This is a genomic window from Pantoea dispersa (genome assembly GCF_035783935.1).
GTDB lineage: Bacteria > Pseudomonadota > Gammaproteobacteria > Enterobacterales > Enterobacteriaceae > Pantoea > Pantoea dispersa_C.
Map to the genome: position 1 here is coordinate 124,055 of NZ_JALKOV010000001.1, position 24,566 is coordinate 148,620.

Consider the following 24,566-nt stretch of genomic DNA (forward strand, 5'->3'; position numbering starts at 1 on the left):
GATCGGCCTCGCCATCCATGGCTCGGACGCTTCGCTCCTCCGCACCCGCCTTAACTGGCTTTCAACCCTCATAGCTGCGGTAATTCGTAGTGGCGACCCGTTAGGGGCGACAGTGAATCGCAGAGGGCGTTAACAAAGACGGCTATACCGGGGCGGGGGAGTAAAGCTTCCGGCGCATGGATGCGCCGGCAGAGCCTACAGGGATGTATTTACGGCGACTTTACGGAGCCGCCCCGGTATGGCCGGCTTGATGGCACTGCAAGTGCAGTAGTAATTGGATTGCTATTGGCATCCAGAGATTGACGCTAGCGCTTTTCCGGCGTCAGGCTCTTCCAGATATGCAGCACTGCGTAACTGCGCCACGGGCGCCACACCTGCGACATCTGCTCTGCGACCTTTGCGCTCACGCCACCGAGATTATTGCGGATCGCAATGTCCTCTTTCGGAAAGGCATCCGGCCAGCGCAGGGCGCGCATGGCGATATAGCTCGCCGTCCACGGTCCGACACCCTTCAGCGCTAGCAACTGCTGCTGCACCACGTCCGGATTAACCGCGCCATTGAAGCGCAGCGCTCCCGACGCGCAGGCCCCGGCCAGTGCCTGGATCGCCTGTGCGCGGGCGCTCACAATACCGAGGCTGGCAATATCATCGAGGGAGGCGCTAGCCAGTGATTCTGCCGCAGGCGGTAAGCGGGAGAGTGCGGGCCACGGCGTGGTGAGGGGCGCGCCAAAACGCTCCGCCACGCGACTGCTCAGCGTGGTCGCGGCTTTCACTGTTACCTGCTGGCCGAGGATGGCGCGAACCGCCAGCTCGAAGCCGTCAAACGCACCAGGAACGCGCAAACCCGGATAGCGAGCCAGACTCGCAGCCAATAACGGATCCTGGCTGAGCTGCTCGCTGATGCGCTGTGGCTGGGCATCCAGATCAAACAGATCGCGCAAACGGCGCAGCAGGGCCGGCAGCACCGGCGTCAGCGTGGTGGTAAATTGTACTTTCAGCGCCTGTTTCTCTGGCAGATGACTTACGCACACCCAGCCACGACACTGGCCAAGCGCCACGGTGCGATGGTAAACGCCCTCGCTGACCCACTCGACTTGCTTCATCACGCGCTGTTGCAGGAAATCGAGGATGGCGTCCCAGTCATAAGGGGGCCGATAGCTAAGGCGCAGTTCGGCGCTCTGCTGCTCGCCATTCAGGTTTTCCGTCTGAATCTGCTTACGCAGACGTGATGGCGTCATGCGATAGCGAGCCTGAAACACGTCGTTAAAGCGGCGCAGGCTGCGAAACCCGCTGGCATAGGCAATCTCGGTCACCGGCAGTGCGGTTTCAGTCAGGAGCTGCTTCGCCAGCAGCATGCGCCGCGTTTGCCGCAGTTCAAGCGGCGACACACCCAGCTCCTGCTGAATCACCCGGCGTAGTTGGCGTTCACTCAGGTCAAACTCGCTGGCGATCTCAGCCAGCGTCTCCTGTTCTTCCAGCAAGCCTTCTTCGATACGACGAATCAGCCGGTCGGCGATGCGATGATGGCTGTCGACCGGCGCCGAACCGGGTGCCAGCTCGGGACGGCAGCGCAGACAGGGGCGAAAGTGCGCTTTCTCAGCCGCTTCGGCACTGGTGAAAAACAGGCAGTTCTTCTGCATCGGCGCTTTTACCGGGCAGATCGGGCGGCAGTAAATACCGGTTGAGGTCACGCCGACAAAAAACACGCCGTCGAAACGGCTGTCGCGCGCCGTCAGCGCCTGGTAAGCAATTTCAGGATCAAACATCATCGTCTCCGGCAAATAAACGCCATCGTCGCGCAGGTGTGAAGGAAAAACTGGCTGCTTTCGGACAGCTAACCAGTTTATGCTCATGGCCGAAAACGGCCAGTTTTGCTGCTCGGAAATGCGATAATCATTCGCATAGCCCATGCCGGAGGTGCAACCATGTATCACGCCAAAATTATCACGACGCCCGTCGGAGAACTGACGCTCATCGCCACGGATCGCGGTCTGTCGGCGATTTTGTGGGAAAACGAAGGCGCACAGCGCGTGCCGCTCAAACCAATCACGCGCAACGACCAGCATCCGATTCTGTGCGAGGCCGAGTGCCAGCTGCGCCAGTATTTTGCCGGCGAGCGCCAGCAGTTTGACATGCCGTACGACACCGTCGGCACGCCGTTTCAGAAAAAGGTCTGGCAGGCGCTGCTCACCATTCCATTTGGTGAAACCCGCAGCTATCTGCAAATCGCTGAGCAGATCGGCAATCCGAAAGCGGTACGTGCCGTCGGCGCTGCCAACGGTAAAAATCCGTTGTCGATCATGGCGCCCTGTCATCGGGTGATCGGCAGCAACGGCAAGCTCACCGGCTTTGCTGGTGGCCTGGCGGTAAAAGCATTTCTGCTTGAGCTGGAGAGCCCACAGCAGGCGCAGGCCGGCGCACAGCTGGTGCTGCCCGCATAAAAATCACACGACAGGCTCGGCGTTATCCGCTATTGTGTTTAGCATATAAAACACGATGGCGGATTTAATGCCGCATCATCGTTCTGGTGGACGATTTTGTTAAATCGATAAAACGAGAGCCGTGTCATGAGTGCAATGTTTGATGCTGAAAGCGCTATCTATCCCTTCCCGCCGAAACCGGCGCGCCTCAGCCCGCAGGAAAAAGCCGATTACATCACGGAAATCAAACGCCTGCTTAAGGCACGCGATGCGGTGATGGTGGCGCACTACTACACCGATCCAGAAATCCAGGCGCTGGCCGAAGAGACCGGCGGCTGCGTGGCGGATTCCCTCGAGATGGCGCGCTTTGGCAGCCAGCATCCGGCGCAAACCCTGCTGGTGGCCGGCGTGCGTTTCATGGGCGAAACCGCCAAAATCCTCAGCCCGGAAAAAACCGTGCTAATGCCCACGCTGCAGGCGGAGTGCTCGCTCGACCTCGGTTGCCCGATTGACGAATTTAACCGCTTCTGCGATGCGCATCCGGATCGGACCGTGGTGGTGTACGCCAACACCTCGGCGGCGGTAAAAGCACGCGCCGACTGGGTGGTGACGTCCAGCATTGCGGTTGAGCTGATTGAATATCTCGATAGCCGCGGTGAAAAAATTATCTGGGCACCGGACCGCCATCTGGGCCGTTACGTGACGCAGCAAACCGGCGCTGATGTGCTGTGCTGGCAGGGCGCCTGCATCGTGCATGATGAGTTCAAAACCCAGGCGCTGCAGCGCATGAAAGCGCTTTATCCTGACGCGGCGGTGCTGGTGCACCCGGAATCCCCGCAGGCGATCGTTGAGCTGGCCGATGCGGTCGGTTCCACCAGCCAGCTGATTCAGGCCGCCAAAACGCTGCCGCATCCACAGATGATTGTGGCGACCGATCGCGGCATCTTTTACAAAATGCAGCAGGCGGTACCGGATAAAGAGTTACTGGAAGCGCCAACCGCCGGCGAAGGTGCGACCTGCCGCAGCTGTGCGCACTGTCCGTGGATGGCGATGAATGGCCTGCAGGCCATCGCTGAAGGGCTGGCGCACGGCGGCGCACAGCATGAGATCCACGTTGATGCCGCGCTGCGTCAGGCGGCGTTACTGCCGCTCAACCGCATGCTAGACTTTGCAGCACAACTCAAACTTACGCTGAAAGGGAACGCCTGAGGCGGCTTGCAGACAGGTGCAGATGATGGACTTCTTTAGCACACACAATATCCTGGTACATATTCCGATTGGCGTCGGCGGCTACGATCTGTCATGGATTGAGGCGATCGGTACGCTGGCCGGCCTGCTGTGTATCTGGCTCGCCAGCCAGGAAAAAATCATCAACTACCTGTTTGGTCTGATTAACGTCACGCTGTTTGCGGTGATTTTCTTTCAGATTCAGCTGTATGCCAGCCTGCTGCTGCAGCTGTTCTTCTTTGTCGCCAACGTGTACGGCTGGTACGCGTGGAGCCGGCAGACCAGCAGCCATGAAGCGGCGCTGAAAATCCGCTGGCTGCCGCTGCCGAAAGCCATCGGCTGGGGCGCCGCCTGCGTGATCGCCATTGCGCTGATGACGCGCTATATCGACCCGGTGTTCGCGTTTCTCACGCGCACCGCAGTGGGCCTGATGCAGTCGCTCGGCCTTGAGGTGGCAATGCCGCAGTTGCAGCCGGATGCCTTCCCGTTCTGGGATTCCTGCATGATGGTGCTGTCGATTGTGGCGATGATCCTGATGACGCGCAAATACGTTGAGAACTGGCTGCTGTGGGTGGGGATCAACGTCATCAGCGTGATGATCTTTGCGCGCCAGGGCGTATATGCCATGGCGCTGGAGTACGCCATTCTGACGCTGATCGCGCTGAACGGCACGCGCCTGTGGATGCAGAGCGCACGGGAACAGGGTTCGCGCGCGCTGTCACGTCAGTGATGGTGATGCGCGTGACCTTCCAGCGCGGCGTGCTCGTGCTGCGTGCCGCTCTCCTCGCATAATTCACAGTCCGGGCCGACGCAGGGCTGATACTCCATCTGCACCGTGGCATGGGCAATCTGATAATGCTGGTGCAGATATTGATGAATGCGTCGCAGCAGGCCGTCGTGATCGTACGGCGGGATCACCTGCACGTGCAGCGTCAGCACCGGCTTTTCGCCCACCTGCCACACATGCACATGATGCACATTGCGCACTTCATCAATGTGCCGCGTCAGCGCCCGCGCCAGCTTATCCACGTCGATATGCGTCGGTGCGCCTTCCAGCAACTCGTGCAGGCTCTCGCGCAGCAGCGCCCAGCCACTGCGCACCACCAGCAGCGCCACCAGCAGTGACAGAATCGGATCGATTGGCGTCCAGCCGGTCAGCATGATGATCACTGCCGCCACGATTGCGCCCACCGAACCGAGCAGATCGCCCAGCACGTGCAGCGCGGCAGCGCGCACGTTGAGATTCTTCTCTTCGCTACCACGGTGCAGCAGCCAGAATGACAGCAGATTCGCCAGCAGGCCGGCAATGGCGATGCCGAGCATCAGGCCGCCTTCAATCGGCTCAGGCTGATAAAAACGGCGCAGCGCTTCCCAGACAATCAGGACCGTAATCACCAGCAGCGCGATGGCGTTAACAAACGCGGCCAGCGTGGTAAGACGCAGCAAGCCAAAGGTGTGACGCGCATTCGGTTTGCGCCGGGCGAACTGCACGGCGAGCAGCGCCATCAGCAGCGCGGCGGCGTCGGTGAGCATATGTCCGGCATCGGCCAGCAGCGCCAGCGAGCCGGACACCAGTCCACCGATGACCTCGGCAACCATAAACAGCGCGGTGACGCCAAACGCGGCGGCGAGACGCGTGCGGTTGCCGCCGTGCTCACTGTGAGAATGAGTGTGTGCCATAACGTTCCAGTTGGTTAAGTAGCCTGTTCGTTAATGATATCAGTAAATTGAGATTTTCACGGTCAGGCTGATGCTGTTTTGCCGCGTCGGCCAGCTGCTGGCAGCGGGCGGCCACATCGTCAATGCCAAGCATCAGCCAGCTGCCTTTCAGGCGGTGCGCCGCGCGCGCCAGCTGCGGCCAGTCTGCGGCTGCGCTGGCCTGCAGCAGCGCATCACGATCCTGCTGCAGCGTACGCTGCAGGGTGTGGCAAATACGCGGAATAAAGGCCGGATTGTGCTGCGCCAGAATCTGCAGGCTGTCTGGCAGCACTTGTAATGGATCGCGCACCGCCTGCGCCAGCAGCGGCGCGATATCCCGCAGGGTAATCGGCTTGACCAGCTGCGCTTCGTGCGCCTGCAGCGGCTGTTTCAGCAGCTGGACGTCGGCGGAGCACATTACGCGCAGCGCAGGCTGTACGCGCTGGCGCTGACGACGGCGCAGGATGCGCAGCAGCGTCAGGCCATCCGGGCGCGGCATCATCTGGTCGATAAACAGCACATCAAACGGCTGCTGCGCATCGGCCCGCAGCAGTTCGCGGCCATCCTCAAACACCGCCGCAGTAATGCCAAAGCTCGCCAGCTGCTGCTGCATCACCAGCAGATTAGTCGGGTGATCGTCGACAATCGCCACGCGCAGCTGCGGATAGTGTGGCCAGTGCGTGGCGTCATCTGTCGCCGTCGCCGCACAGGGTTCCAGCGGCAGGCGCACGCTCACCGTGGTGCCCTGCTGCGGTGCGGAGTCCAGCGACAGCGTGCCGCCCATGCGCTGTACAATCTCGCGACAGATAAACAGCCCGAGGCCGCTGCCCTGCACCGCATGGCGCTTGCCCGACGGCGCCTGATACCACGGTTCAAACAGCTGCGCCTGCTCGCTGAGCGGAATGCCGCTGCCGCTGTCGCTCACCGTCAGCGCGATATCCCCGGTGACCGCCAGCGTCAGGCGGATTTCGCCGTGGCGGGTAAATTTCAGCGCATTGGCCACCAGGTTGTTCACCACCTGCTGCAGGCGATCGCTGTCGAGCATCACGCTGGCCGGCAGCGGCGTCAGCGCCGCTACGTGCAGCTGCGGACCGCCATCGCGCATCAGCGGGTGATAAAACTGCTGTTGCTGCTGTAGCCATAGCGTGAGATCGAGCGGGCGCGGCGTCAGGCGGAAGCTGTGATTCTCGATGCGCGCATGATCCTGCAGGTCGTTCAGCAGCGTCATCAGCGAACGGGCGCTGCTGTACATTACATCGAGCCGCGCGCTGGGATGCTGCTGCTGTTCCAGTTCCAGCAGGCCCAGTATCGCCTGCATCGGCGTGCGTAGCTCGTGGCTGGCGGTGGCAAGAAACTGGCTTTTAGCGGCGTTGGCGCGCTCCGCCTGCTCGCGCTGTAAGCGGTCACGTCGCTGCTGCAGATAGCGGCGCAGCAGCAGCACCAGCAACAGCAGGATGATCACGGCGGCGGCGATCAAAATCAGCAGCGGCACATTGCGCATCGTCATGGTGGTGCCAGGCTGCGGCGGCTGCGACCAGCTGACGCGCATCTGGTTCAGGGTATCCGCCGGAATCTGCTGCAGCGCATGGTCGAGCAGGGCGCTCAGCTGCGGCTGCTGTGCGCTCACCTGCGGCGCCAGCGGCCAGGCGATATCGCTGGCCACAAAGGCGAGATGCACGCGGTTGCCCTCATGGCTGGCCATGCGCCAGCGCGCCGACAGCACGTTATCCACCAGCGCATCAATCTGGCCACTGTTGAGCGCCTGCCACAGCTGGGCGCGATCGTCGAACAGCTGGGGCGTGATGTCTGCCGGAAGCAGGCGCTGCGCCAGATCGCCGCGCAGCACGCCGACGCGCTGAGCGTGCAGCGCGGACCAGCCCACTGGCTGTCGATCGGACAGCGTATAAATGCCCCAGATGGCGCGCCACACCGGCAGCGCCGTGCGGTTGGCATCATCACCGTACAGCGGCTGCAGCAGGTTGAGCATCACCTGCTGCTGCTGCAACAGACTGGCGGCCTGCTGTGGATTATTGACCCAGCGCGGCGTGAAACGCAGGCCGGTGCTCTGGCTCAGCGCGTTAAGCAGGTCAATACCGAAGCCGCGCGCGTTGCCGCTGGCATCACGATAGCTCCACGGTGCGTTATCGCTCTCGGCGGCATAAGGGATGGCATCCTGCTGCGCCAGCCACTGTTTCTCTTCGCCCGTCAGCATCAGGGTTTGCGTATCCTGATAGCGCAGCAGCGGTGGACTCCAGCGCTGCTGCACGCGATTACTGAATTCCGCCGGCAGCAAGCGCAGCTGGCGGTTGAGCCAGGCGATTAATGCCGGATCGCGCGTCAGCGCGCGCAGCGACAGCTCGCCGGCACCGGGATCGGCGGTGATCTGATAAATCTGTCCCTGCTGCAGCTGGCTGAGCAGGAAACCGGCGCTGGCTTCATCGGCTACCAGATAGTCGCTCTGCTGGTTCAGCAGGGCATACAGCGCCTGCAAATTGCCGGGCAGCGTCTGCCAGCGGTGGCGATGTGCAAAGGTGGGCGGCAGCTGCGCCAGCGTGTCGGCGGCGATGGTCAGCTGGGCGTTGTCACTGTTGAACATCACCGCGCGCTGGTTGTCGCGATTGCGGTAGATGCGCATCGGGCTGGTGAACCAGCTCTCGCTGGTCAGTACGTCGGCGGGCAGATCGCGCTGGCGGGTGCTCAGCACCATATCCACGTCGCCACGCTGCAGCGCCGCCAGTTGTGCGGCAAAGTCAGGATAACCGTGCAGGCTGAAGGTGCTGCCGCTCAGCTGGCTGAGGGCGCTGAGATAGTCGGCATCAATGCCCCAGATGCGATCGCCGATGCGCATCGCCCAGGGCGCGCTGTTTTGCGCCGGCACCGCCACGCGCAGCACCGGTCCCGGCCACGGCTCGGCGTGCGGCGCGGGCATCATGGCGGGCAGCATCACGCTGCTGGCGGGCTGCAGCCCGGCGCGCGCCAGCAGGCTAAACAGCAGGAAAAGCAACGGCAGCCAGCGTGTCACTGCTGCGCTTTCCACAGTTCTGCCAGCTCGACCACCGACTGCACGCCGGTCTTCTCCAGAATGTTTTTCTTGTGGGTGCTGACGGTTTTGTTGCTGATGTGCAGCTGTTCGCCAATCTGAATATTCGACAGCCCGCGCACCAGCAGCGCCACAATCTGCTGCTCTTTCTCAGTAAGCGGCAGCGCGATGCGCTCCGGCAGCGGCGGAAACGCCTGCTGGCCACCCAGCACCGCCAGAATCGCGCTCAGCAGCTGCGCCATGCTTTGACTCTTCACCACATAGCCGGCAGCGCCGAACGAAGCGGCGCTAAGCAGCGTGTGGCGGCTCTGCTGGGCCGAGTAAATCAGCACCGGACACTGCGGATGGCGCGCGCGCAGACGGCGCAGCAGCTCCAGACCATCGCTGTCCGGCAGGCCGATATCCAGCACAATCAGGTCAATAGGATGCTGTTGCAGCAGCAGGCGCGCCTGAGCTTCGTCGCCGGCGGCGTAGAGCTGTAACGGAATGGGGGCGTTGAGGCAGGCCGCTTCCAGCGCGACTTCAACTAACGGGTGATCATCGATAAGCAGCAGCGAAGCCATGAAACAGTTCCTGTGAATTTCATAGCGTTAGCATAGCGGAAATAGGGCAGGGGAAAAACAACAGGGCGAGCCGAAGCTCGCCCTGCATCACGCTCCGCGTGAATTACTGCGTGGTGCCGTCAGTTTTATGTTTGACGTGACCACCGCCTTCCCTGGTTTCAACTTTCTTGTTCATATCCGGGCAGCGACCATCTTTACACATGGTATTTTTGTGTTCCTGGCTGGCCGACATATTGCCGGAGCTGGTACCAGAAGTCGCCGCACCGTTGGTGTTCATGCTGCCATTATTAATGTTGCTATTATCAACATTATTTGGCGGCAGATTCTCTTTCGCGCCGCCCGCGGCTGCACCGGCTTCTGCTGACGCATTCGCCTGGCCGTTGTTGTTATCCGCAGCCAGTGCTGCGCCGCTGCCTAAAGTCATCGCTGCCGTCAGAAAAATCAATGCAAACTTATTCATCATTATGCTCCTGTAATAAATGGATAGTTGCCGCGTGACACCCGCTGGTGCTGTTTGACGAAAAAAGCGTGCCGCGACGGAATTTAATTCCGTCATGAGTGTTCGGCATGAATATAAATAGCGAAAGCACCTCATTCCTCAGTGCTTACGTTTAAAAAGCTTAGTTCAGAAACGAATAAATGCAAATCCGGGCGAGCCATTTGCGCGCAGGACATAATTTACACCTGGTGCCTGAAGGGATACATTGGACAGGTTGCGCCCGGCGTACGCAGGGCCAGAAATTTGAATGGAATAAGTATGGATTACCAGAACGACGATTTACGCATCAGAGAGATCAAAGAGTTATTGCCCCCTGTTGCGCTGCTGGAAAAATTCCCCGCCACCGATAAAGCCGCTCAAACCGTTGCCCAGGCACGCCAGGCCATTCACCGCATTCTGCACGGTGAAGATGACCGTCTGCTGGTGGTGATTGGGCCGTGCTCCATCCACGATACGCAGGCGGCCAAAGAGTATGCCGCTCGCCTGCTGACGTTGCGCGAGGAGCTGAAGAGTGAGCTGGAAGTGGTGATGCGCGTGTACTTTGAAAAACCGCGTACCACGGTGGGCTGGAAAGGGCTGATCAACGATCCTTACATGGACGGTAGCTTCCAGATTAACGACGGCCTGCGCCTGGCGCGTAAGCTGCTGGTGGATATCAACGACACCGGACTGCCAGCCGCCGGTGAGTTCCTCGACATGATTACCCCGCAGTACATGGCAGATTTGATGAGCTGGGGCGCCATTGGCGCGCGTACCACTGAATCGCAGGTGCACCGCGAGCTCTCTTCCGGACTCTCCTGTCCGGTCGGCTTCAAAAACGGTACCGACGGCACCATCAAAGTAGCCATCGATGCAATCGGTGCTGCCAGCGCGCCGCACTGTTTCCTGTCGGTCACCAAATATGGTCATTCGGCGATTGTCGAAACCAGCGGTAATGAAGATTGCCACATCATTTTGCGCGGCGGTAAAGAGCCAAACTACAGCGCGCAACACGTTGCGGCGGTGAAAACCGGGCTGGAAAAAGCGGGTCTGCGTCCGCAGGTGATGATCGACTTCAGCCACGCCAACAGCAGCAAGCAGTTCCAGCGTCAGATGGTGGTCGCCGAAGACGTGGCGCAGCAGATTGCTGGCGGCGAGCAGGCGATTACCGGCGTGATGATCGAGAGCCATCTGGTGGAAGGCAACCAGAGCCTCGACAGCGGCAAACCGCTGGTGTACGGCCAGAGCGTCACCGACGCCTGTATTGGCTGGGACGACACCGAAAAAGCGCTGCGTCAGCTGGCGCAGGCGATCAAAACCCGTCGCGGCTAACCGCAGCGCACGGCATAAAAAAAGGCCAGACTCGCGTCTGGCCTTTTGCGTTTCAGCGTGAACTTACTTCGCTTTACCCTGGTTAGCAACGGCGGCGGCTTTTGCCGCGATCTCGTCAGCATCACCCAGATAGTAATGTTTGATTGGCTTGAAGTTCTCGTCGAACTCATACACCAGCGGTACGCCCGTTGGGATGTTCAGTTCGAGGATCTCATCTTCGCTCATGTTATCGAGGTATTTCACCAGCGCGCGCAGTGAGTTACCGTGCGCGGCGACGATCACTTTCTCACCGCTTTTAATACGCGGCAGAATGCTCTCGTTCCAGAATGGAATAACACGTTCGATGGTCAGCGCCAGGCTTTCGGTGGTCGGCAGCTGCGCGTCGGTCAGTGATTTGTAGCGTGGGTCGTGGCCCGGGAAGCGTTCGTCGTTACGATCCAGCTCCGGCGGCGTAACGGCAAAGCCACGGCGCCACTGTTTCACCTGATCGTCGCCGTATTTGGCCGCGGTTTCCGCTTTGTCCAGGCCCTGCAGCGCACCGTAGTGACGCTCGTTCAGACGCCAGGTTTTTTCAACCGGCAGCCAGGCCTGATCCAGCTCATCCAGCACGTTCCACAGAGTGTGGATGGCACGCTTCAGCACGGAGGTGTAGGCAAAATCAAACACGAAACCTTCTTTCTTCAGCAGCTGACCGGCTGCTTTGGCTTCGGTGCGACCCTTGTCGGACAGATCCACGTCGTACCATCCGGTGAAGCGGTTTTCCTGATTCCACTGGCTTTCGCCGTGGCGCACCAGAACCAGCTTAGTTACGGCCATAGCTTTACTCCTTAATGCTTAATGTTTCGATGATGATAGAAACCGGCTGCGGCCACTGATTTCAGCGGCACACTGATAGCGCCATACCATAGCGGAAAACAGCGCACGGCGTAAGCCTGTTGGCATCGCAGTGCGCGTTTTTCGACCGGCGGCTTAGTGCGGAGTGAAGCGATAACGCGTCACGGAGTGCCATGTGTCGCCGGGCTGCAGCCAGCAGTCAGGCTGCGGCCACTCGCTGTGGTTGGGCGAATCCGGTAAAAACTCACTCTCCAGAGCAATGCCCTGGAAAGCAGTATAGCTGCCCTGTTCACGGGCGCGCGTTCCCTCCAGATAGTTGCCGGAGTAGAACTGCAGCGCCGGGGCGGCGGTGAACACGCTCACGCTGAGTTTGCTGTCCGCTGACCACAGCTGCGCAGCCGGCTGGCTGCTGTCACCGGCGGTGGTGAGCAGAAACGCGTGATCGTACCCTTTCACCGCGCGCTGATCGTCATCGGCCAGAAACTCATCCGCCACGCGTTTCGGCTGGCGGAAATCAAAGCTGGTGCCGTCCACCGCTTTCAGCGGCGCATTCGGAATGCCTGCGCTGTCTACCGGCAGATAACGATCGGCCTGCAGTTGTAAGCGATGCTGGCGCGCGTCGCCATGATGCGCATCAAGGTTGAAGTAAGCATGGTTGGTCAGGTTGACCGGACAGGCCTGATCGGTCTGCGCTTCATAGCGAATCGACAGGCAGTTGTCATCATCGAGCTGATAAATCACATCGGCAATCAGATTGCCGGGATAGCCCTGATCACCGTCCGGCGAATCAAGACGATAATGCACTTCGCTGTCGCTCTGGCTGATAATCTGCCAGCGGCGCTTGTCGAACCCCTGCGGCCCGCCGTGCAGCTGGTGCGGACCCTGATTGGCTGCCAGCAGCAGATTGAGTTTTTTCAGCTCAGCGAAGGCGATGCGGTTCGCGTAGCGCCCGATGGTGGCGCCCAGATAAGCGTCCTGATGCAGATAATCGGACGGCGTGGCGCAGCCAAGCAGCGCCTCGCGCACGCTGCCGTCCTGCATCGGCACGCGCGCCGACAGCCAGGTGGCGCCCCAGTCCATAAAGGTGGCGACCATGCCGTTGCGATTGCGCAGTACGGTGATGCGCCACGGCTGACCGTCGGGCGCGTGAGAGTTGACGTCGCTTACCATTGGCCGGCTCCTGCTGAGGCTTTGCACACGTAGAAGGTTTCTTTGATGCCGGTCTGCGCTTCGTACTGCTGCGCTACCGCCGCTTTCACCTGATCGACCAGTTCGGTGGGCATCAGCGCCACGATGCAGCCGCCGAAGCCGCCGCCGGTCATGCGCACGCCGCCGCGCGGGCCGATTTCCGCTTTAACAATCTCCACCAGCTGATCGATGGGTGGCACGGTGATCTCAAAATCGTCGCGCATTGAAGCGTGCGAGGCGGCCATCAGTTCACCCATGCGCTGCAGATCGCCGCTGCTCAGGGCGTCCGCCGCTTCCAGCGTCCGGGCGTTTTCGGTGATCACGTGGCGCACGCGTTTGGCCACCAGCGGATCGAGCTGCTGTTCTGCCGCCGCAAACTCTTCCAGCGTCACGTCGCGCAGCGCCTTTTTGTTGAAGAAGCGTGCACCGGTTTCGCACTGCTCGCGGCGGGTGTTGTATTCGCTGCCCACCAGATTGCGGCGGAAGTTCGAGTTGATGATCACCACCGCAACATCCTCCGGCATGGATACGGCGCGCGTGCCCAGTGTGCGGCAGTCCAGCAGCATGGCGTGATCCTGCTGGCCGAGTGCGGATATCAGCTGATCCATGATGCCGCAGTTGCAGCCAACAAACTGGTTTTCCGCTTCCTGCCCGTTGACGGCAATCGCTGCGCCGTCCAGCTTCAGCTGATACAGCTGCTGGAACACGGTGCCCACCGCCACTTCCAGCGAGGCGGACGAGCTGAGACCGGCGCCCTGCGGCACGTTACCGCTGATCACCATATCCACGCCGCCAAAGCTGGCGTCGCGCTGCTGCAGATGTTTCACCACGCCGCGCACGTAGTTAGCCCACATCGGTTCGCTGAGCGGCTCAATCGGCGCATCCAGCGAGAAGCTATCCTGCTGATTGTCGTAATCCACTGCCACTACGCGCACCTGGCGATCATCGCGGCGGGCGCAGGCAATCACGGTCTGATAATCGATAGCGCAGGGCAGCACGAAGCCGTCGTTATAGTCGGTATGCTCGCCAATAAGGTTCACCCGGCCCGGTGCCTGAATACTGTGGCTCGGCGCATAGCCGAAGGTGTCAGCGAAAACCTGTTGAGTGATCGATTTTAAAGACATTTATTGTTCCTCACGGAAATGGATAGCGCTGACAGAGCGCAGACGTTCTGCCGCCTGTTCCGCCGTTAAATCACGTTGGGTCTCGGCCAGCATCTCGTAGCCAACCATAAATTTTCGCACGGTGGCGGAGCGCAGCAGCGGAGGATAGAAGTGCGCATGCAGCTGCCAGTGTTCGTTAGCTTCGCCGTTGAACGGCGCGCCGTGCCAGCCCATCGAATAGGGGAACGAGCACTGGAACAGATTGTCGTAACGGCTGGTAAGTTGCTTAAGCGCCAGCGCCAGATCGGTGCGCTGCGCCTCGTTAAGATCGGTAATGCGTTTCACGTGCGTTTTCGGCAGCAGCAGAGTTTCAAACGGCCAGGCCGCCCACCACGGCACCACCGCCAGCCAGTGATCGGTTTCAACCACGGTACGGCTGCCGTCCTGCAGTTCGCGCGCCACGTAATCCACCAGCAGCGGCGTGCCTTTATCGGCAAAGTAGCGGCGCTGGTTGTCATCCTCTTTTTGCGCTTCGTTCGGCAGAAAGCTGTTGGCCCATACCTGACCGTGTGGATGCGGATTCGAGCAGCCCATCGCTGCGCCTTTGTTTTCGAACACCTGCACCCACGGATAGTGCTGGCCGAGTTCAGCCGTCTGCTCCTGCCAGGTACGCACGATATCCTGCAGATTGTGCAGCGGCAGTTCGGGCAGGGTTTTACTGTGATCCGGCGAGAAGCAGATCACCCGGCTGGTACCGCGCGCGCTTTCACAGCGCATCAGCACATCGTCGCTCTGCGGCGCGTCCGGCGTGTCGGTCATCAGCGCGGCAAAGTCATTGGTGAACACGTAAGTGCTTTTGTAATCAGGATTTTTATCGCCGGTGATGCGGGTATTACCGGCGCACAGGAAGCAGTCCGGGTCGTGTGCCGGCAGTTGCTCCAGCGCGGGCGTCTCCTGCGCACCCTGCCACGGACGTTTGGCGCGATGCGGTGACACCAGCACCCATTGATCGATCAACGGGTTATAGCGGCGATGCGGATGATCGACCGGGTTAAATTTTTGCATAACAAGTCCTGGTAATCGGCAAACAGAAGAAAATCACTGCCTTCAACGTAGCATAACGGTGGCGCTGAAAGCGTGATCCAGTCTGGATAAATGGTATCGTTTACACAAGGTGACGATTCTCATTTTGTGGGTTTATGCGCAGCGTTTGCTGAATAATGCGGCAGGCTAGTGGTAGCGGTTACATTTTGGGGGGAGCAATCTGTCAGGTGCGTACTGTTGCTGCCGGGCCGCCATGCATGGCGACCCGCTCATCAATGAAAACTAACGCAGCGCCTCCTGCTGATAAGCATAGCCCGCGCCCTGTTTTACAAAACTCAGGCGGTGAGTGATGCACTGCGGCGCGTCTTCGGCGTGGTGGGACACAAACATCAGCTGGGTGCGCCCTTCGCCGATCAGCACATCAACAAAGCGGCGCACCAGCTGGCGGTTAATCGGATCGAGCCCCTGCAGCGGTTCATCCAGGATTAACAGCGTCGGGTGCTTCACCAGCGCGCGCGCAATCAGCACCAGCCGCTGCTGGCCCCACGACAGGCTGTGAAACGGCGCATCGGCCAGCGCATTGTCCATGCCGAGCAGCGCCAGCCACTGGCGCGCCAGCGCTTTCTGCCGATCCGATACCGCCTGATACAGCCCAATCGAATCAAAAAAGCCGGACAGGATCACCGTGCGCACATTACAGCTGACGCGATAATCCAGGTGCAGGCTGCTGCTGACGTAACCGATGTGCTGCTTGATGTCCCAGATGGTCTCACCGCTGCCGCGGCGGATGCCGAACAGCGTCAAATCATTGCTGTAGCCTTGTGGATGGTCGCCGGTAACCAGGCTGAGCAGGGTCGATTTCCCTGCGCCGTTCGGGCCGATGACCTGCCAGTGCTCGCCGGGATTGACCTGCCAGTTCAGGCCGTCGATCACCGCATGATCGTTATACGACACCACGCCGTTGCGCAGTATCACGCGCGGCGCATCTGCCGCCAGCTGTGGCAGCTGATCCGGCAGGTCCGGCTCCGGCAGCGCCATGCCCTGCAGGCGTTCACTGTGCGCCAGCTGTGCCACCAGCGCTTCGGCGAGAATCTTCTGGCGCGCGCCGACGTGCGTCAGCGTGCACTCTGCCAGCACGCCGACCTGCTGCACAAAGTCCGGGATATCGTCAAAGCGGTTCAGCACCAGCACCACGGTGTAGCCGTCGCGATGCAGCTGATGCAGGGTATCGGCGAGGCTGGCGCGCGATGCCACATCCAGGCCATCAAAAGGTTCATCAAGGATCAGCAAATCCGGCTGCGCCATCAGCGCCTGACACAGCAGCGTTTTGCGCGTTTCGCCGGTGGACAGGTATTTGAAGCGGCGAGTCAGTAGAGCGCTGATGCCGAACTGTTGTGCCAGCGCCTGCGCCCGCGCGTCATCTTTTACTTCATCCTGAATGATCTCCAGCGCGGTGCGGCCGGTGTCATCTTCGCCTTCGCTCAGCAGATCGGTGTTGTTGCGCTCCCACTCCTGCGTCACCAGCCGTTGCAGCTGCTCCAGCGACAGACGGGTGCGGCGCTGAAAATCCTGGCGCAGCTCGCCCTTCGCTGGTGTTAACTCGCCGGACAGCGCGCGCGCCAGCGAGGATTTGCCGCTGCCGTTGGCACCGACGAATGCCCAGCTTTCACCGCTGTGCAGGGTTAAGTCTGGCAGGGTCAGGGTGCGGGTATCGCTCAGGAGAAATATGCCTTGCGAAATTTGCAATGAAGCCATGATTCATTCCGTTTTCTGCATCAAGTCACTCAGTTGTAGCGAGCCTGTGAAACGAAGTCAAATCATGGCGGCCAGATCAGAGCAGTGTGGCGATGATGGCATGTTCCGCATTAAAAGAGGCGGTCACGGCGCTGCCGGGCTGCAGATTATGCTGACGGATCGCCGTGCTGGCGACGGTGGCGCACAGCGTTTCACCGCCCGGCAGGGTTATCAGCACTTCGCTGTGGGTATCACCGGGTTCGATGGTCTGAATCGTGCCTGGCAGCTGATTATCGCCAGCGGCCGCGTCTGGCGTCAGGCGGATCCACGGCGCTTTAATCAGCACCAGCACCTCTTTACCGCTGTCGAGCTGCAGCCGTTCCGCGCTGCGTTCGGTCAGGGCGACCTGCAGGCGCGTCACGCCGTCGTTCAGCAGGACCACAATATGCTGCTGCACCTGCTGACGGTCGCGCGCCTGCACCGTGCCAAACAGCTGATTACGCGCGCTGGTCTGCAGGGAAAAGCGGGCGATGGCTGCCAGCAGGCTGTCGAGCGGCAGGCTGTCGTTTTGCAGCACGTCAAAGGCTTTTTGCTGGATCTGCTCCATCAGCTGAAACAGCTGAATCAGCCGCTCGCCGTAGCGCGTCAGCCGGGCGCCGCCACCACCTTTGCCGCCGGTCGCGCGTTCGACCAGCGTCTGGTCCGCCAGCTGATTCATCTCATTGATGGCGTCCCACGCGCTTTTATAACTGATGCCCGCCAGTCGGGCGCCCTGGCTGATGGAGCCGGTTTCCCGCACGCGCTTCAGCAGTTCGATACGGCGCGGATCGGCAAACAGTTTCTGCTGAAGACGGATGTGTAGAGAGAGTTCTGCCTGCATGTCGGCTCCTTAGGTTGATGCGACAATTGTAAGGCCTAAAGTAAAAGCACGAAAAGGGCAGTGCCTTTTTTTCTCCAGCCGTTACAATCACTTTTTTACTCTTTGCGCGAGGTTTCCATGCTGGAACTGTTAAAAAGCCTGGCGGTCGCCATCATCATGGTGCCCATCGTGATGGCGATTATGCTGGGTCTGATTTACGGCCTGGGTGAAGTCTTTAACGTCATCTCTAAATTTGGCCGCCGCGACGACCGTCCCGCCAAAAGCTCCCAACACTGATTTTTAACGCCCGCACGCTGCGGGCGTTTTGCCCTTAACTTCCCGCCATTTTTGCCGATATAAAGCCCATGACAGCTTTCAGGCTCACGTTGTATTATCAACTATATAACGTAACCTGGAGCTTAGTATGCAAAACACTGTTTATCGCTGGGCGGCGGCTGCCGTCATCACCGTGTCGCTCTCGGGTCAGGCACTGGCCGCGGAGAAAATTACCGTGTTCGCCGCGGCGTCGCTGACCAACGCGATGCAGCAGATCGCCACGCAATATCAGCAAAAAAGCGGCGTTGAAGTGGTATCCTCATTCGCTTCTTCATCGACGCTGGCGCGGCAAATCGAGCAGGGCGCCCCGGCGGATCTGTTTATCTCTGCCGATCAGCAGTGGATGGACGATGCGGCGGCGAAAAACAGCGTGATCGGCAGTACGCGTCACACGCTGCTGGGCAATGATCTGGTGCTGGTGGCGGCAAAAAGCGCGCACGCGCAGCCGGTGACCATCAATGCGCAGACCAACTGGCAGAACCTGCTTAAGGGCGAGCGCCTGGCGGTGGGCGATCCGGATCACGTGCCGGCGGGCATCTATGCCAAAGAAGCGCTGCAAAAGCTGGGCGCGTGGGACACGTTGTCTTCACGACTCGCACCGGCTAACAACGTGCGTGCCGCGCTGGCGCTGGTAGAACGCCGCGAAACGCCGTACGGCATCGTGTACGGTTCCGACGCGGTAGCCAGTGATAAGGTGCAGGTGGTCGGACGCTTCCCGGAAGCGAGTCACAAACCCGTAGAGTACCCGATGGCGGTGGTCAGCGATCACCAGAACGCAGCGGTGCAGGCCTTCTATGACTATCTGCAGGGGCCGGATGCCGCTGCCGTGTTTAAACAGTATGGATTTACGCCGAAGAGATGATACTGAGCGATCCCGAATGGCAGGCCGTGTTCCTGAGCCTGAAAGTTTCCTGCGTGGCGGTGCTGTGCAGCCTGCCGTTTGGCATCCTGATGGCGTGGATTCTGGCGCGCTGTCGCTTTCCCGGCAAAACCCTGCTCGATAGCCTGATTCATCTGCCGCTGGTGCTGCCGCCGGTGGTGGTCGGCTATTTGCTGCTGCTGTCGCTCGGGCGGCGCGGCCTGATTGGCAGCTGGCTGTATGACTGGTTCGGCATCACCTTTGCCTTCAGCTGGCGCGGCGCGGTGCTGGCCTCGGCAGTGATGGCGTTTCCGCTGATGGTGCGCGCCATTCGTCTGGCGCTGGAAGCGGTAGATAGCCGGCTGGAACAGGCGGCGCGTACCCTGGGCGCGGGCCGCTGGCGGGTGTTTTTCACCATCACACTGCCGCTGACTTTCCCTGGCATCATCGTGGGCACCGTGCTGGCGTTCGCCCGCTCGCTGGGTGAATTTGGCGCCACCATTACCTTTGTCTCCAACATTCCTGGCGAAACCCGCACCATTCCGTCCGCCATGTTTACCCTGATTGAAACGCCCGGCGCGGAAGGCACCGCGGCGCGGCTGTGCGCGGTGGCAATTGCGCTGGCGCTGCTGTCACTGGTGGCTTCGGAGCTGCTGGCGCGCTGGGGCCGCAAGCGGCTGGGAGCGGCCTGATGCTGAAAATCAACATTGCGCAACAGCTCGGTGAGCATCAGCTCAACGTCGATGTGGAGATTCCGGCCAGCGGCATCACCGCAATTTTTGGCGTGTCCGGGGCGGGAAAAACCTCATTCATCAATGCCATCAGCGGTCTGACGCAGCCGCAGCGCGGCCAGATCGCGCTTAACGATCGTCTGCTGTTTGACAGCGACAGCGGCATCAATCTGCCGCCGGAAAAACGCCGCATCGGGTACGTGTTTCAGGATGCGCGCCTGTTTCCTCACTATCGCGTGCGCGGCAATCTGCAATATGGCATGGCGGCCAAAATGAAGACGCAGTTCGGGGCGCTGGTGACGCTGCTGGGACTGGACGCGCTGCTGGACCGCTATCCTGCTTCGCTGTCGGGCGGTGAAAAACAGCGTGTGGCGATGGGCCGGGCGCTGCTGAGCGCGCCGGATATCCTGCTGATGGACGAGCCGCTGGCGTCACTCGATCTGCCGCGCAAGCGGGAGCTGATGCCCTATCTGCACAAGCTGGCGAAGCAGGTGGAGATTCCGCTGCTGTACGTGACCCACAGTCTGGAGGAGATTGTCCAGCTGGCGAATCAGGTACTGGTGCTGGATAACGGTAACGTCAAAGCCTTTGGCGCGCTGGAAAAAGTGTGGGGCAGCAGCGCGATGCGACCGTGGCTGCCGCCGGCCGAGCGCAGCAGCGTGCTGCGCGTGCAGGTGCTGGAACAGCATCCGGATTACCCGATGACCGCGCTGTCGCTCGGCGATCAGCACATCTGGGTCAGCCGGGTGAATCAGCCGGTGAAAAGCACGCTGCGCATTCGGATTGCCTCGGCGGATGTGTCGCTGGCACTGCAGCCGCCGCAAAACACCTCGATCCGCAATATCTTACCGGCGCAGGTGGTGGAGCTGCTGGAGCTGGACGATCAGGTCGAAGTGAAACTGCGCATCGGCGTCAGCGAACTGTGGGCGCGCATTTCACCGTGGGCGCGCGACGAGCTGAACATCCGGCCGGATCAGTGGCTGTATGCGCAGATCAAGAGCGTGTCGATTACCGCGTAACACAAACCGGACGACAACGCGGTACGTCCGCTCTGCGGATGAGCGCGATGAATCGCGCCGCTACCGTATGTGCGATTTACCGCTGCAGTAATCACCCGTTGCACCCTCTGTCGCGGCGCGATTTTTCGCGCCTTTTTTCCGGTCAATCTTACGGATGCCTTGTGCCGCGACCAGCCTGGCGTTACAGCACTTCCTGGTAGATCACCTGCGCGATGCCCGGCTCCAGATTGGTGCCGATCACTTTACGCGCGCGCGCTTTGATGGCGTCATCGGCATTGCCCATCGCCACGCCCAGCCCGGCCTGCTCCAGCATGCTCAGATCGTTGTAATTGTCACCAAACGCCAGCACGTCCTGCATGTTCAGACCCTGACTCGCCACCCACTGCGCCAGGCGCTTGCCTTTGCTGTTGCCGGCCTGAGCGATGTCGACCTGATCGTGCCACGACCATTCACACGCCAGACCCAGCTCGCATTCGGTGCGTTCGGCAAACTGCTGCAGCGCACGGGTATCCGGATGCGACAGGGCAAATTTCCAGATCGACTGCGCGTCGTGCGCCGCCTGCGCCAGACTCGGCACCTGCACAAACAGCGGGCGCTGCGCTTCCGGCAGCGACTGTGCCCAGTTGAGGGTGCGCGTCACATGACCGGTCGCTTCCTGATACAGCATCGCATCATCGACATACAGCAGGCCGTGGATATTCTCCTGATCGAGCATTTCAATCACCCGCGCCGCCTGGCTTTTCTCCAGTGGATCGGCAGCCAGCACCCGTTGCGCCTGATAATCGTACAGGTAAGTGCCGTTACAGCAGATGGCAGGCGTTGTCAGCTGCAGCGCCTGATAAAACGGGTGAATCGCGCAGTGATGGCGACCGGTGACGATCAGCACCTGAACGCCAGCCTGCTGCGCGCGGGCCAGGGCTTCAAGGGATTCTGGCAGGATGGTTTTATTGGGGGTCAGCAGGGTGCCGTCGAGGTCAAGGGCGATTACGCGGTAGCTCATTACACTTTCCGTCCGGAGTTAGCAAAGCGTTAAGTCTACACCCGCCAGCGGTCCTGAGACAAAAAGCAGGGCACAAATCAGCCCAGCGCGCGGCGGTGAAACGCGCTACAGTTACTGTTTTTCATCAGGCAGCGAATAAGGAAAACGCATGAAACAAGTCGTGTATACCGCCAGTCCCGAGAGCCAGCAGATTCACGCCTGGCAGATGCAGGAAGATGGCGCACTGACGTTATTGCAGGTCACGGATGTGGCCGGCCAGGTGCAGCCGATGGTGGTGAGCCCGAAGAAAGATTTTCTCTATGTCGGCGTGCGTCCGAATTTTCGCGTACTGGCATACCGCATTGCGGCCGACGGTACGTTGAGCCTGGCCGGTGAAGCGCCGCTGCCGGGCAGTCCGACCCACATCTCTACCGATCGCCAGGGCAACTATTTGTTCTGCGGCTCGTATAACGATGCCTGCGTCAGCATCAGCCCGATTGGCAGCGACGGCCTGCCGCAGGCGCCGCTGCAGGTAATTGGCGGGCTGGAAGGCTGCCATTCGGCGAATATCGACCTCAGCAACCAGACGCTGTTTGTGCCGGCGCTGAAGCAGGATCGCATCTGCCTGTATCAGCTGCAGGCCGACGGCACGCTGGCACCGCGCGCGCAGTCGCAGGTGACCACCGTAGAAGGCGCCGGCCCGCGTCATATGGCGTTCCACCCGAACGGTGCCTATGGCTATGTGGTTAATGAACTGGACAGCACCGTCGACGTCTGGGCGCTGAACAATGTTAATGGCCAGGTCGAGCGCGTGCAGAGTCTCGATATGATGCCGCCGGGCTTCAGCGACACGCGCTGGGCGGCCGATATCCACATCACGCCAGACGGTCGCTTCCTGTATGCCTGTGACCGCACCAGCAGCACGCTGACCGTGTTCAGTATCAGTGAGGACGGCTCGGTACTGACGATTGAGGGTTATCAGCCGACCGAAACTCAGCCGCGTGGCTTTAACATTGATGGCAGTGGTCAGTATCTGGTGGCGGCGGGGCAGAAATCGCATCACATCGAAGTCTATCGCATTGGTGAGCGTGGCCTGCTGCACCCGCTGGCGCGTTACGCCGTGGGTCAGGGGCCGATGTGGGTAGTGATTCACGCGCTGGACTAAGGAACGCGCGTCGATCATGCAGGGTCGCCAGTAACGGCGACCTCTGCCGGGGTGCGCAGCGATGCGCACCTTGTGCAATCAGGCGTATTTCACCGTGATTGATGCGCTGGCCAGCGCGTGGAAGTGCACGTTGAAGCCAACCATCGCGCCACTGGCACCTTCGTCCACTTCAATGCTATCCACGTCGAGCGCATGCACCGTAAAGATGTAGCGATGCGATTCGCCCTGCGGCGGCGCTGCGCCACCGTAACCGTTCTGGCCGAAATCGGTGCGCGTCTGAATGGCACCCTCGGGCAGTTCCGCCACGCCGGAACCGGCGCCTTGTGACAGCACGGTCACTTCAGCCGGAATATTGGCGACCACCCAGTGCCACCAGCCGGAGCCGGTTGGCGCATCCGGATCGTAGCAGGTCACCACAAAGCTTTTGGTACCGGCCGGCACTTCATCCCATGCCAGGTGCGGCGACAGATTATCGCCCTGGTAACCCATGCCGTTAAACACGTGGCGCTCGGGCATTTTATCGCCATCGTTAAAATCCTGGCTCACTACGCGCATGATCTCTCCTTTCCTGTTGTATGCGGCTTTCCATGATGGTGGAAAATGGCGGCGAGTGCCAGCGGTGTCAGGGCTGAAAATGGCCGTCCACCGCCAGCGCCGCGCGCACCGCTGCCGTCAGCTGCGTCAGCTGTGCGGCAGAAATCAGATAAGGTGGCATCAGGTAAATCAGCTTACCGAACGGGCGAATCCACACGCCGCGTTCCACGAAGAACTGCTGCAGCGCCGCCATGTTTACCGGCTGATGAGTCTCAATCACGCCAATCGCCCCCAGCACGCGCGCATCCGCCACTGCCGGATGGTCGCGCAGCGGCAGCAGTTCCGCACGCAGCTGCTGTTCAATCGCCGCCACCTGCGCCGGCCAGTGGCCTTCGTTGATCAGCTTCAGGCTTTCGACCGCCACCGCACAGGCCAGCGGATTGCCCATGAACGTCGGCCCGTGCATAAAGCAGCCCGCTGCGCTACGGCTGATGGTATCGGCGACGTCGCGCGTGGTCAGGGTGGCGGAGAGCGTCAGCGTGCCGCCGGTCAGCGCCTTGCCGAGGCACAAAATGTCCGGCGTGATGCCGGCGTGCTCGCAGGCAAACAGCTTGCCGCTGCGGCCAAAGCCGGTGGCGATCTCATCGGCGATCAGCAATAAACCGTAGCGATCGCACAGCGCCCGCACCTGCTGCAGATAGCGTGGATGGTAAAAGCGCATGCCGCCGGCACCCTGCACGACAGGTTCGAGGATCACCGCGGCGATACTGCGATGGTGCTGCTCAATCAGCCGGGCAAAATCAGCAATATCGTTGTCATCCCAGTCATCGTCAAAGCCACACTGCGGCGCGCGGGCGAACAGATGCTCCGGCAGGTAACCGCGCCACAGGCTGTGCATGGAATTCTCCGGATCGCACACTGACATGGCGGCAAACGTATCGCCGTGATAACCGCGCTGCAGCGTGAGGAGTTTCTGCCGCGTCTCTCCGCGACCCAGCCAGTACTGCAGCGCCATTTTCATCGACACTTCGACGGCGATCGAGCCAGAATCGGCGAGGAACACGCACTCCAGCGCCTCGGGCGTCATGGCGATCAGCTGGCGGCTCAGCTCCACGGCTGGCGGATGGGTGATGCCGCCGAACATCACGTGTGACATCTGTGCCATCTGCTGCTGCAACGCCTGATTAAGACGCGGATGGTTATAGCCGTGGATCGCTGCCCACCACGACGACATGCCGTCGACCAGCTCACGTCCATCGGCCAGCTGCAGCGTGCAGCCCTGTGCGGCCACCACCGGATAGCACGGCAGCGGATCGCGCATTGAGGTGTAAGGATGCCAGATATGCTGGCGGTCAAAGCGGAGGTCATCCTGTGTGAACATCTGTCTTGTAAACCATTTTGAAAAGATTTAGTTTACAAGTAT

General features: G+C 60.6%; 23 protein-coding genes. 9 read left to right on the forward strand and 14 right to left on the reverse strand.

The window, feature by feature from the left end:
- Positions 1–305: 305 nt before the first annotated feature.
- Positions 306–1,766, reverse strand: a complete 1,461-nt coding sequence (locus tag MXF20_RS00670) for an AlkA N-terminal domain-containing protein (protein WP_325967920.1) — start codon at positions 1,764–1,766, stop codon at positions 306–308.
- A 159-nt stretch (positions 1,767–1,925) separates the two neighbouring features.
- On the opposite strand from MXF20_RS00670, the gene MXF20_RS00675 reads away from it, so the two are divergent.
- The 3 genes from MXF20_RS00675 (at position 1,926) to pnuC (ending at position 4,377) form a co-directional block, all read left to right on the forward strand.
- Complete coding sequence (locus tag MXF20_RS00675) at positions 1,926–2,441, forward strand: methylated-DNA--[protein]-cysteine S-methyltransferase (protein WP_325967042.1); 516 nt, start codon at positions 1,926–1,928, stop codon at positions 2,439–2,441.
- Positions 2,442–2,567: 126 nt separating this feature from the next.
- Positions 2,568–3,629: a quinolinate synthase NadA gene (gene nadA, locus MXF20_RS00680; RefSeq protein ID WP_325967044.1), complete on the forward strand. Its 1,062-nt coding sequence runs from the start codon at positions 2,568–2,570 to the stop codon at positions 3,627–3,629.
- 25 nt (positions 3,630–3,654) lie between these two features.
- A complete protein-coding gene (gene pnuC / locus MXF20_RS00685; protein ID WP_325967921.1) occupies positions 3,655–4,377 on the forward strand; it encodes a nicotinamide riboside transporter PnuC in 723 nt (240 codons plus the stop codon).
- Here the strand turns inward: pnuC and zitB are convergent.
- The 4 genes from zitB to MXF20_RS00705 form a co-directional block, all read right to left on the reverse strand.
- Positions 4,371–5,327: a CDF family zinc transporter ZitB gene (zitB, locus tag MXF20_RS00690; RefSeq protein ID WP_021508521.1), complete on the reverse strand. Its 957-nt coding sequence runs from the start codon at positions 5,325–5,327 to the stop codon at positions 4,371–4,373. The genes pnuC and zitB overlap by 7 nt on opposite strands.
- Positions 5,302–8,382, reverse strand: a complete 3,081-nt coding sequence (locus tag MXF20_RS00695; RefSeq protein WP_325967045.1) for an ATP-binding protein — start codon at positions 8,380–8,382, stop codon at positions 5,302–5,304. Before MXF20_RS00695 ends, zitB begins: the two co-directional genes overlap by 26 nt.
- The gene (locus MXF20_RS00700; protein ID WP_325967046.1) at positions 8,364–8,948 is read right to left on the reverse strand and encodes a response regulator transcription factor; all 585 of its coding nucleotides are present in this window, start codon (positions 8,946–8,948) and stop codon (positions 8,364–8,366) included. Before MXF20_RS00700 ends, MXF20_RS00695 begins: the two co-directional genes overlap by 19 nt.
- Positions 8,949–9,051: 103 nt before the next feature.
- Positions 9,052–9,408: a YbgS-like family protein gene (locus MXF20_RS00705; protein ID WP_325967922.1), complete on the reverse strand. Its 357-nt coding sequence runs from the start codon at positions 9,406–9,408 to the stop codon at positions 9,052–9,054.
- Positions 9,409–9,705: 297 nt separating this feature from the next.
- On the opposite strand from MXF20_RS00705, the gene aroG reads away from it, so the two are divergent.
- On the forward strand, positions 9,706–10,758 hold the full coding sequence (aroG, locus tag MXF20_RS00710) for a 3-deoxy-7-phosphoheptulonate synthase AroG (RefSeq protein ID WP_325967048.1): 1,053 nt from the start codon (positions 9,706–9,708) through the stop codon (positions 10,756–10,758).
- A gap of 63 nt (positions 10,759–10,821) precedes the next feature.
- On the opposite strand, the gene gpmA is transcribed toward aroG, so the two are convergent.
- The 6 genes from gpmA to modE form a co-directional block, all read right to left on the reverse strand.
- Entirely contained in the window at positions 10,822–11,574 is a 753-nt protein-coding gene (gene gpmA, locus MXF20_RS00715) for a 2,3-diphosphoglycerate-dependent phosphoglycerate mutase (RefSeq protein WP_325967049.1), read from the reverse strand.
- Positions 11,575–11,727: 153 nt separating this feature from the next.
- Entirely contained in the window at positions 11,728–12,762 is a 1,035-nt protein-coding gene (gene galM, locus MXF20_RS00720) for a galactose-1-epimerase (protein WP_325967050.1), read from the reverse strand.
- Positions 12,756–13,904: a galactokinase gene (galK, locus tag MXF20_RS00725; protein ID WP_325967051.1), complete on the reverse strand. Its 1,149-nt coding sequence runs from the start codon at positions 13,902–13,904 to the stop codon at positions 12,756–12,758. Before galK ends, galM begins: the two co-directional genes overlap by 7 nt.
- On the reverse strand, positions 13,905–14,948 hold the full coding sequence (galT, locus tag MXF20_RS00730) for a galactose-1-phosphate uridylyltransferase (RefSeq protein WP_325967052.1): 1,044 nt from the start codon (positions 14,946–14,948) through the stop codon (positions 13,905–13,907).
- A 261-nt stretch (positions 14,949–15,209) separates the two neighbouring features.
- Positions 15,210–16,682: a molybdate ABC transporter ATP-binding protein ModF gene (gene modF, locus MXF20_RS00735; protein WP_325967053.1), complete on the reverse strand. Its 1,473-nt coding sequence runs from the start codon at positions 16,680–16,682 to the stop codon at positions 15,210–15,212.
- A gap of 76 nt (positions 16,683–16,758) precedes the next feature.
- Positions 16,759–17,541, reverse strand: a complete 783-nt coding sequence (gene modE, locus MXF20_RS00740) for a molybdenum-dependent transcriptional regulator (protein ID WP_325967055.1) — start codon at positions 17,539–17,541, stop codon at positions 16,759–16,761.
- Positions 17,542–17,658: 117 nt separating this feature from the next.
- Between modE and MXF20_RS00745 the strand changes: the two genes are divergently transcribed.
- The 4 genes from MXF20_RS00745 (at position 17,659) to modC (ending at position 20,465) form a co-directional block, all read left to right on the forward strand.
- Positions 17,659–17,817 (forward strand): AcrZ family multidrug efflux pump-associated protein, encoded by a 159-nt coding sequence (locus MXF20_RS00745; protein WP_325967058.1) that lies wholly within the window; start codon positions 17,659–17,661, stop codon positions 17,815–17,817.
- 127 nt (positions 17,818–17,944) lie between these two features.
- Positions 17,945–18,718: a molybdate ABC transporter substrate-binding protein gene (gene modA / locus MXF20_RS00750; RefSeq protein WP_325967060.1), complete on the forward strand. Its 774-nt coding sequence runs from the start codon at positions 17,945–17,947 to the stop codon at positions 18,716–18,718.
- Positions 18,715–19,407, forward strand: a complete 693-nt coding sequence (gene modB, locus MXF20_RS00755; protein WP_104092706.1) for a molybdate ABC transporter permease subunit — start codon at positions 18,715–18,717, stop codon at positions 19,405–19,407. Before modA ends, modB begins: the two co-directional genes overlap by 4 nt.
- A complete protein-coding gene (gene modC / locus MXF20_RS00760; RefSeq protein WP_325967063.1) occupies positions 19,407–20,465 on the forward strand; it encodes a molybdenum ABC transporter ATP-binding protein ModC in 1,059 nt (352 codons plus the stop codon). The genes modB and modC overlap by 1 nt, the downstream gene beginning before the upstream one ends.
- A 181-nt stretch (positions 20,466–20,646) precedes the next feature.
- Here the strand turns inward: modC and MXF20_RS00765 are convergent, their stop codons facing one another.
- Entirely contained in the window at positions 20,647–21,465 is an 819-nt protein-coding gene (locus MXF20_RS00765) for a pyridoxal phosphatase (RefSeq protein WP_325967065.1), read from the reverse strand.
- Positions 21,466–21,613: 148 nt separating this feature from the next.
- On the opposite strand from MXF20_RS00765, the gene pgl reads away from it, so the two are divergent.
- Entirely contained in the window at positions 21,614–22,609 is a 996-nt protein-coding gene (gene pgl, locus MXF20_RS00770; protein WP_325967067.1) for a 6-phosphogluconolactonase, read from the forward strand.
- Between the two features lie 78 nt (positions 22,610–22,687).
- Here the strand turns inward: pgl and MXF20_RS00775 are convergent, their stop codons facing one another.
- Positions 22,688–23,164 (reverse strand): kinase inhibitor, encoded by a 477-nt coding sequence (locus MXF20_RS00775; RefSeq protein WP_325967069.1) that lies wholly within the window; start codon positions 23,162–23,164, stop codon positions 22,688–22,690.
- A 67-nt stretch (positions 23,165–23,231) separates the two neighbouring features.
- Positions 23,232–24,524: an adenosylmethionine--8-amino-7-oxononanoate transaminase gene (gene bioA / locus MXF20_RS00780; protein ID WP_325967071.1), complete on the reverse strand. Its 1,293-nt coding sequence runs from the start codon at positions 24,522–24,524 to the stop codon at positions 23,232–23,234.
- Positions 24,525–24,566: the final 42 nt, after the last annotated feature.

Coding starts and splice junctions, on each gene's coding strand:
- MXF20_RS00670 (WP_325967920.1), bottom strand. CDS start 1,766: ATGTTTGATCCTGAAATTGCTTACCAGGCGCTGACGGCGCGCGACAGC.
- MXF20_RS00675 (WP_325967042.1), top strand. CDS start 1,926: ATGTATCACGCCAAAATTATCACGACGCCCGTCGGAGAACTGACGCTC.
- nadA (WP_325967044.1), top strand. CDS start 2,568: ATGAGTGCAATGTTTGATGCTGAAAGCGCTATCTATCCCTTCCCGCCG.
- pnuC (WP_325967921.1), top strand. CDS start 3,655: ATGGACTTCTTTAGCACACACAATATCCTGGTACATATTCCGATTGGC.
- zitB (WP_021508521.1), bottom strand. CDS start 5,327: ATGGCACACACTCATTCTCACAGTGAGCACGGCGGCAACCGCACGCGT.
- MXF20_RS00700 (WP_325967046.1), bottom strand. CDS start 8,948: ATGGCTTCGCTGCTGCTTATCGATGATCACCCGTTAGTTGAAGTCGCG.
- MXF20_RS00705 (WP_325967922.1), bottom strand. CDS start 9,408: ATGAATAAGTTTGCATTGATTTTTCTGACGGCAGCGATGACTTTAGGC.
- aroG (WP_325967048.1), top strand. CDS start 9,706: ATGGATTACCAGAACGACGATTTACGCATCAGAGAGATCAAAGAGTTA.
- gpmA (WP_325967049.1), bottom strand. CDS start 11,574: ATGGCCGTAACTAAGCTGGTTCTGGTGCGCCACGGCGAAAGCCAGTGG.
- galM (WP_325967050.1), bottom strand. CDS start 12,762: ATGGTAAGCGACGTCAACTCTCACGCGCCCGACGGTCAGCCGTGGCGC.
- galK (WP_325967051.1), bottom strand. CDS start 13,904: ATGTCTTTAAAATCGATCACTCAACAGGTTTTCGCTGACACCTTCGGC.
- galT (WP_325967052.1), bottom strand. CDS start 14,948: ATGCAAAAATTTAACCCGGTCGATCATCCGCATCGCCGCTATAACCCG.
- modF (WP_325967053.1), bottom strand. CDS start 16,682: ATGGCTTCATTGCAAATTTCGCAAGGCATATTTCTCCTGAGCGATACC.
- modE (WP_325967055.1), bottom strand. CDS start 17,541: ATGCAGGCAGAACTCTCTCTACACATCCGTCTTCAGCAGAAACTGTTT.
- MXF20_RS00745 (WP_325967058.1), top strand. CDS start 17,659: ATGCTGGAACTGTTAAAAAGCCTGGCGGTCGCCATCATCATGGTGCCC.
- modA (WP_325967060.1), top strand. CDS start 17,945: ATGCAAAACACTGTTTATCGCTGGGCGGCGGCTGCCGTCATCACCGTG.
- modB (WP_104092706.1), top strand. CDS start 18,715: ATGATACTGAGCGATCCCGAATGGCAGGCCGTGTTCCTGAGCCTGAAA.
- modC (WP_325967063.1), top strand. CDS start 19,407: ATGCTGAAAATCAACATTGCGCAACAGCTCGGTGAGCATCAGCTCAAC.
- MXF20_RS00765 (WP_325967065.1), bottom strand. CDS start 21,465: ATGAGCTACCGCGTAATCGCCCTTGACCTCGACGGCACCCTGCTGACC.
- pgl (WP_325967067.1), top strand. CDS start 21,614: ATGAAACAAGTCGTGTATACCGCCAGTCCCGAGAGCCAGCAGATTCAC.
- MXF20_RS00775 (WP_325967069.1), bottom strand. CDS start 23,164: ATGCGCGTAGTGAGCCAGGATTTTAACGATGGCGATAAAATGCCCGAG.
- bioA (WP_325967071.1), bottom strand. CDS start 24,524: ATGTTCACACAGGATGACCTCCGCTTTGACCGCCAGCATATCTGGCAT.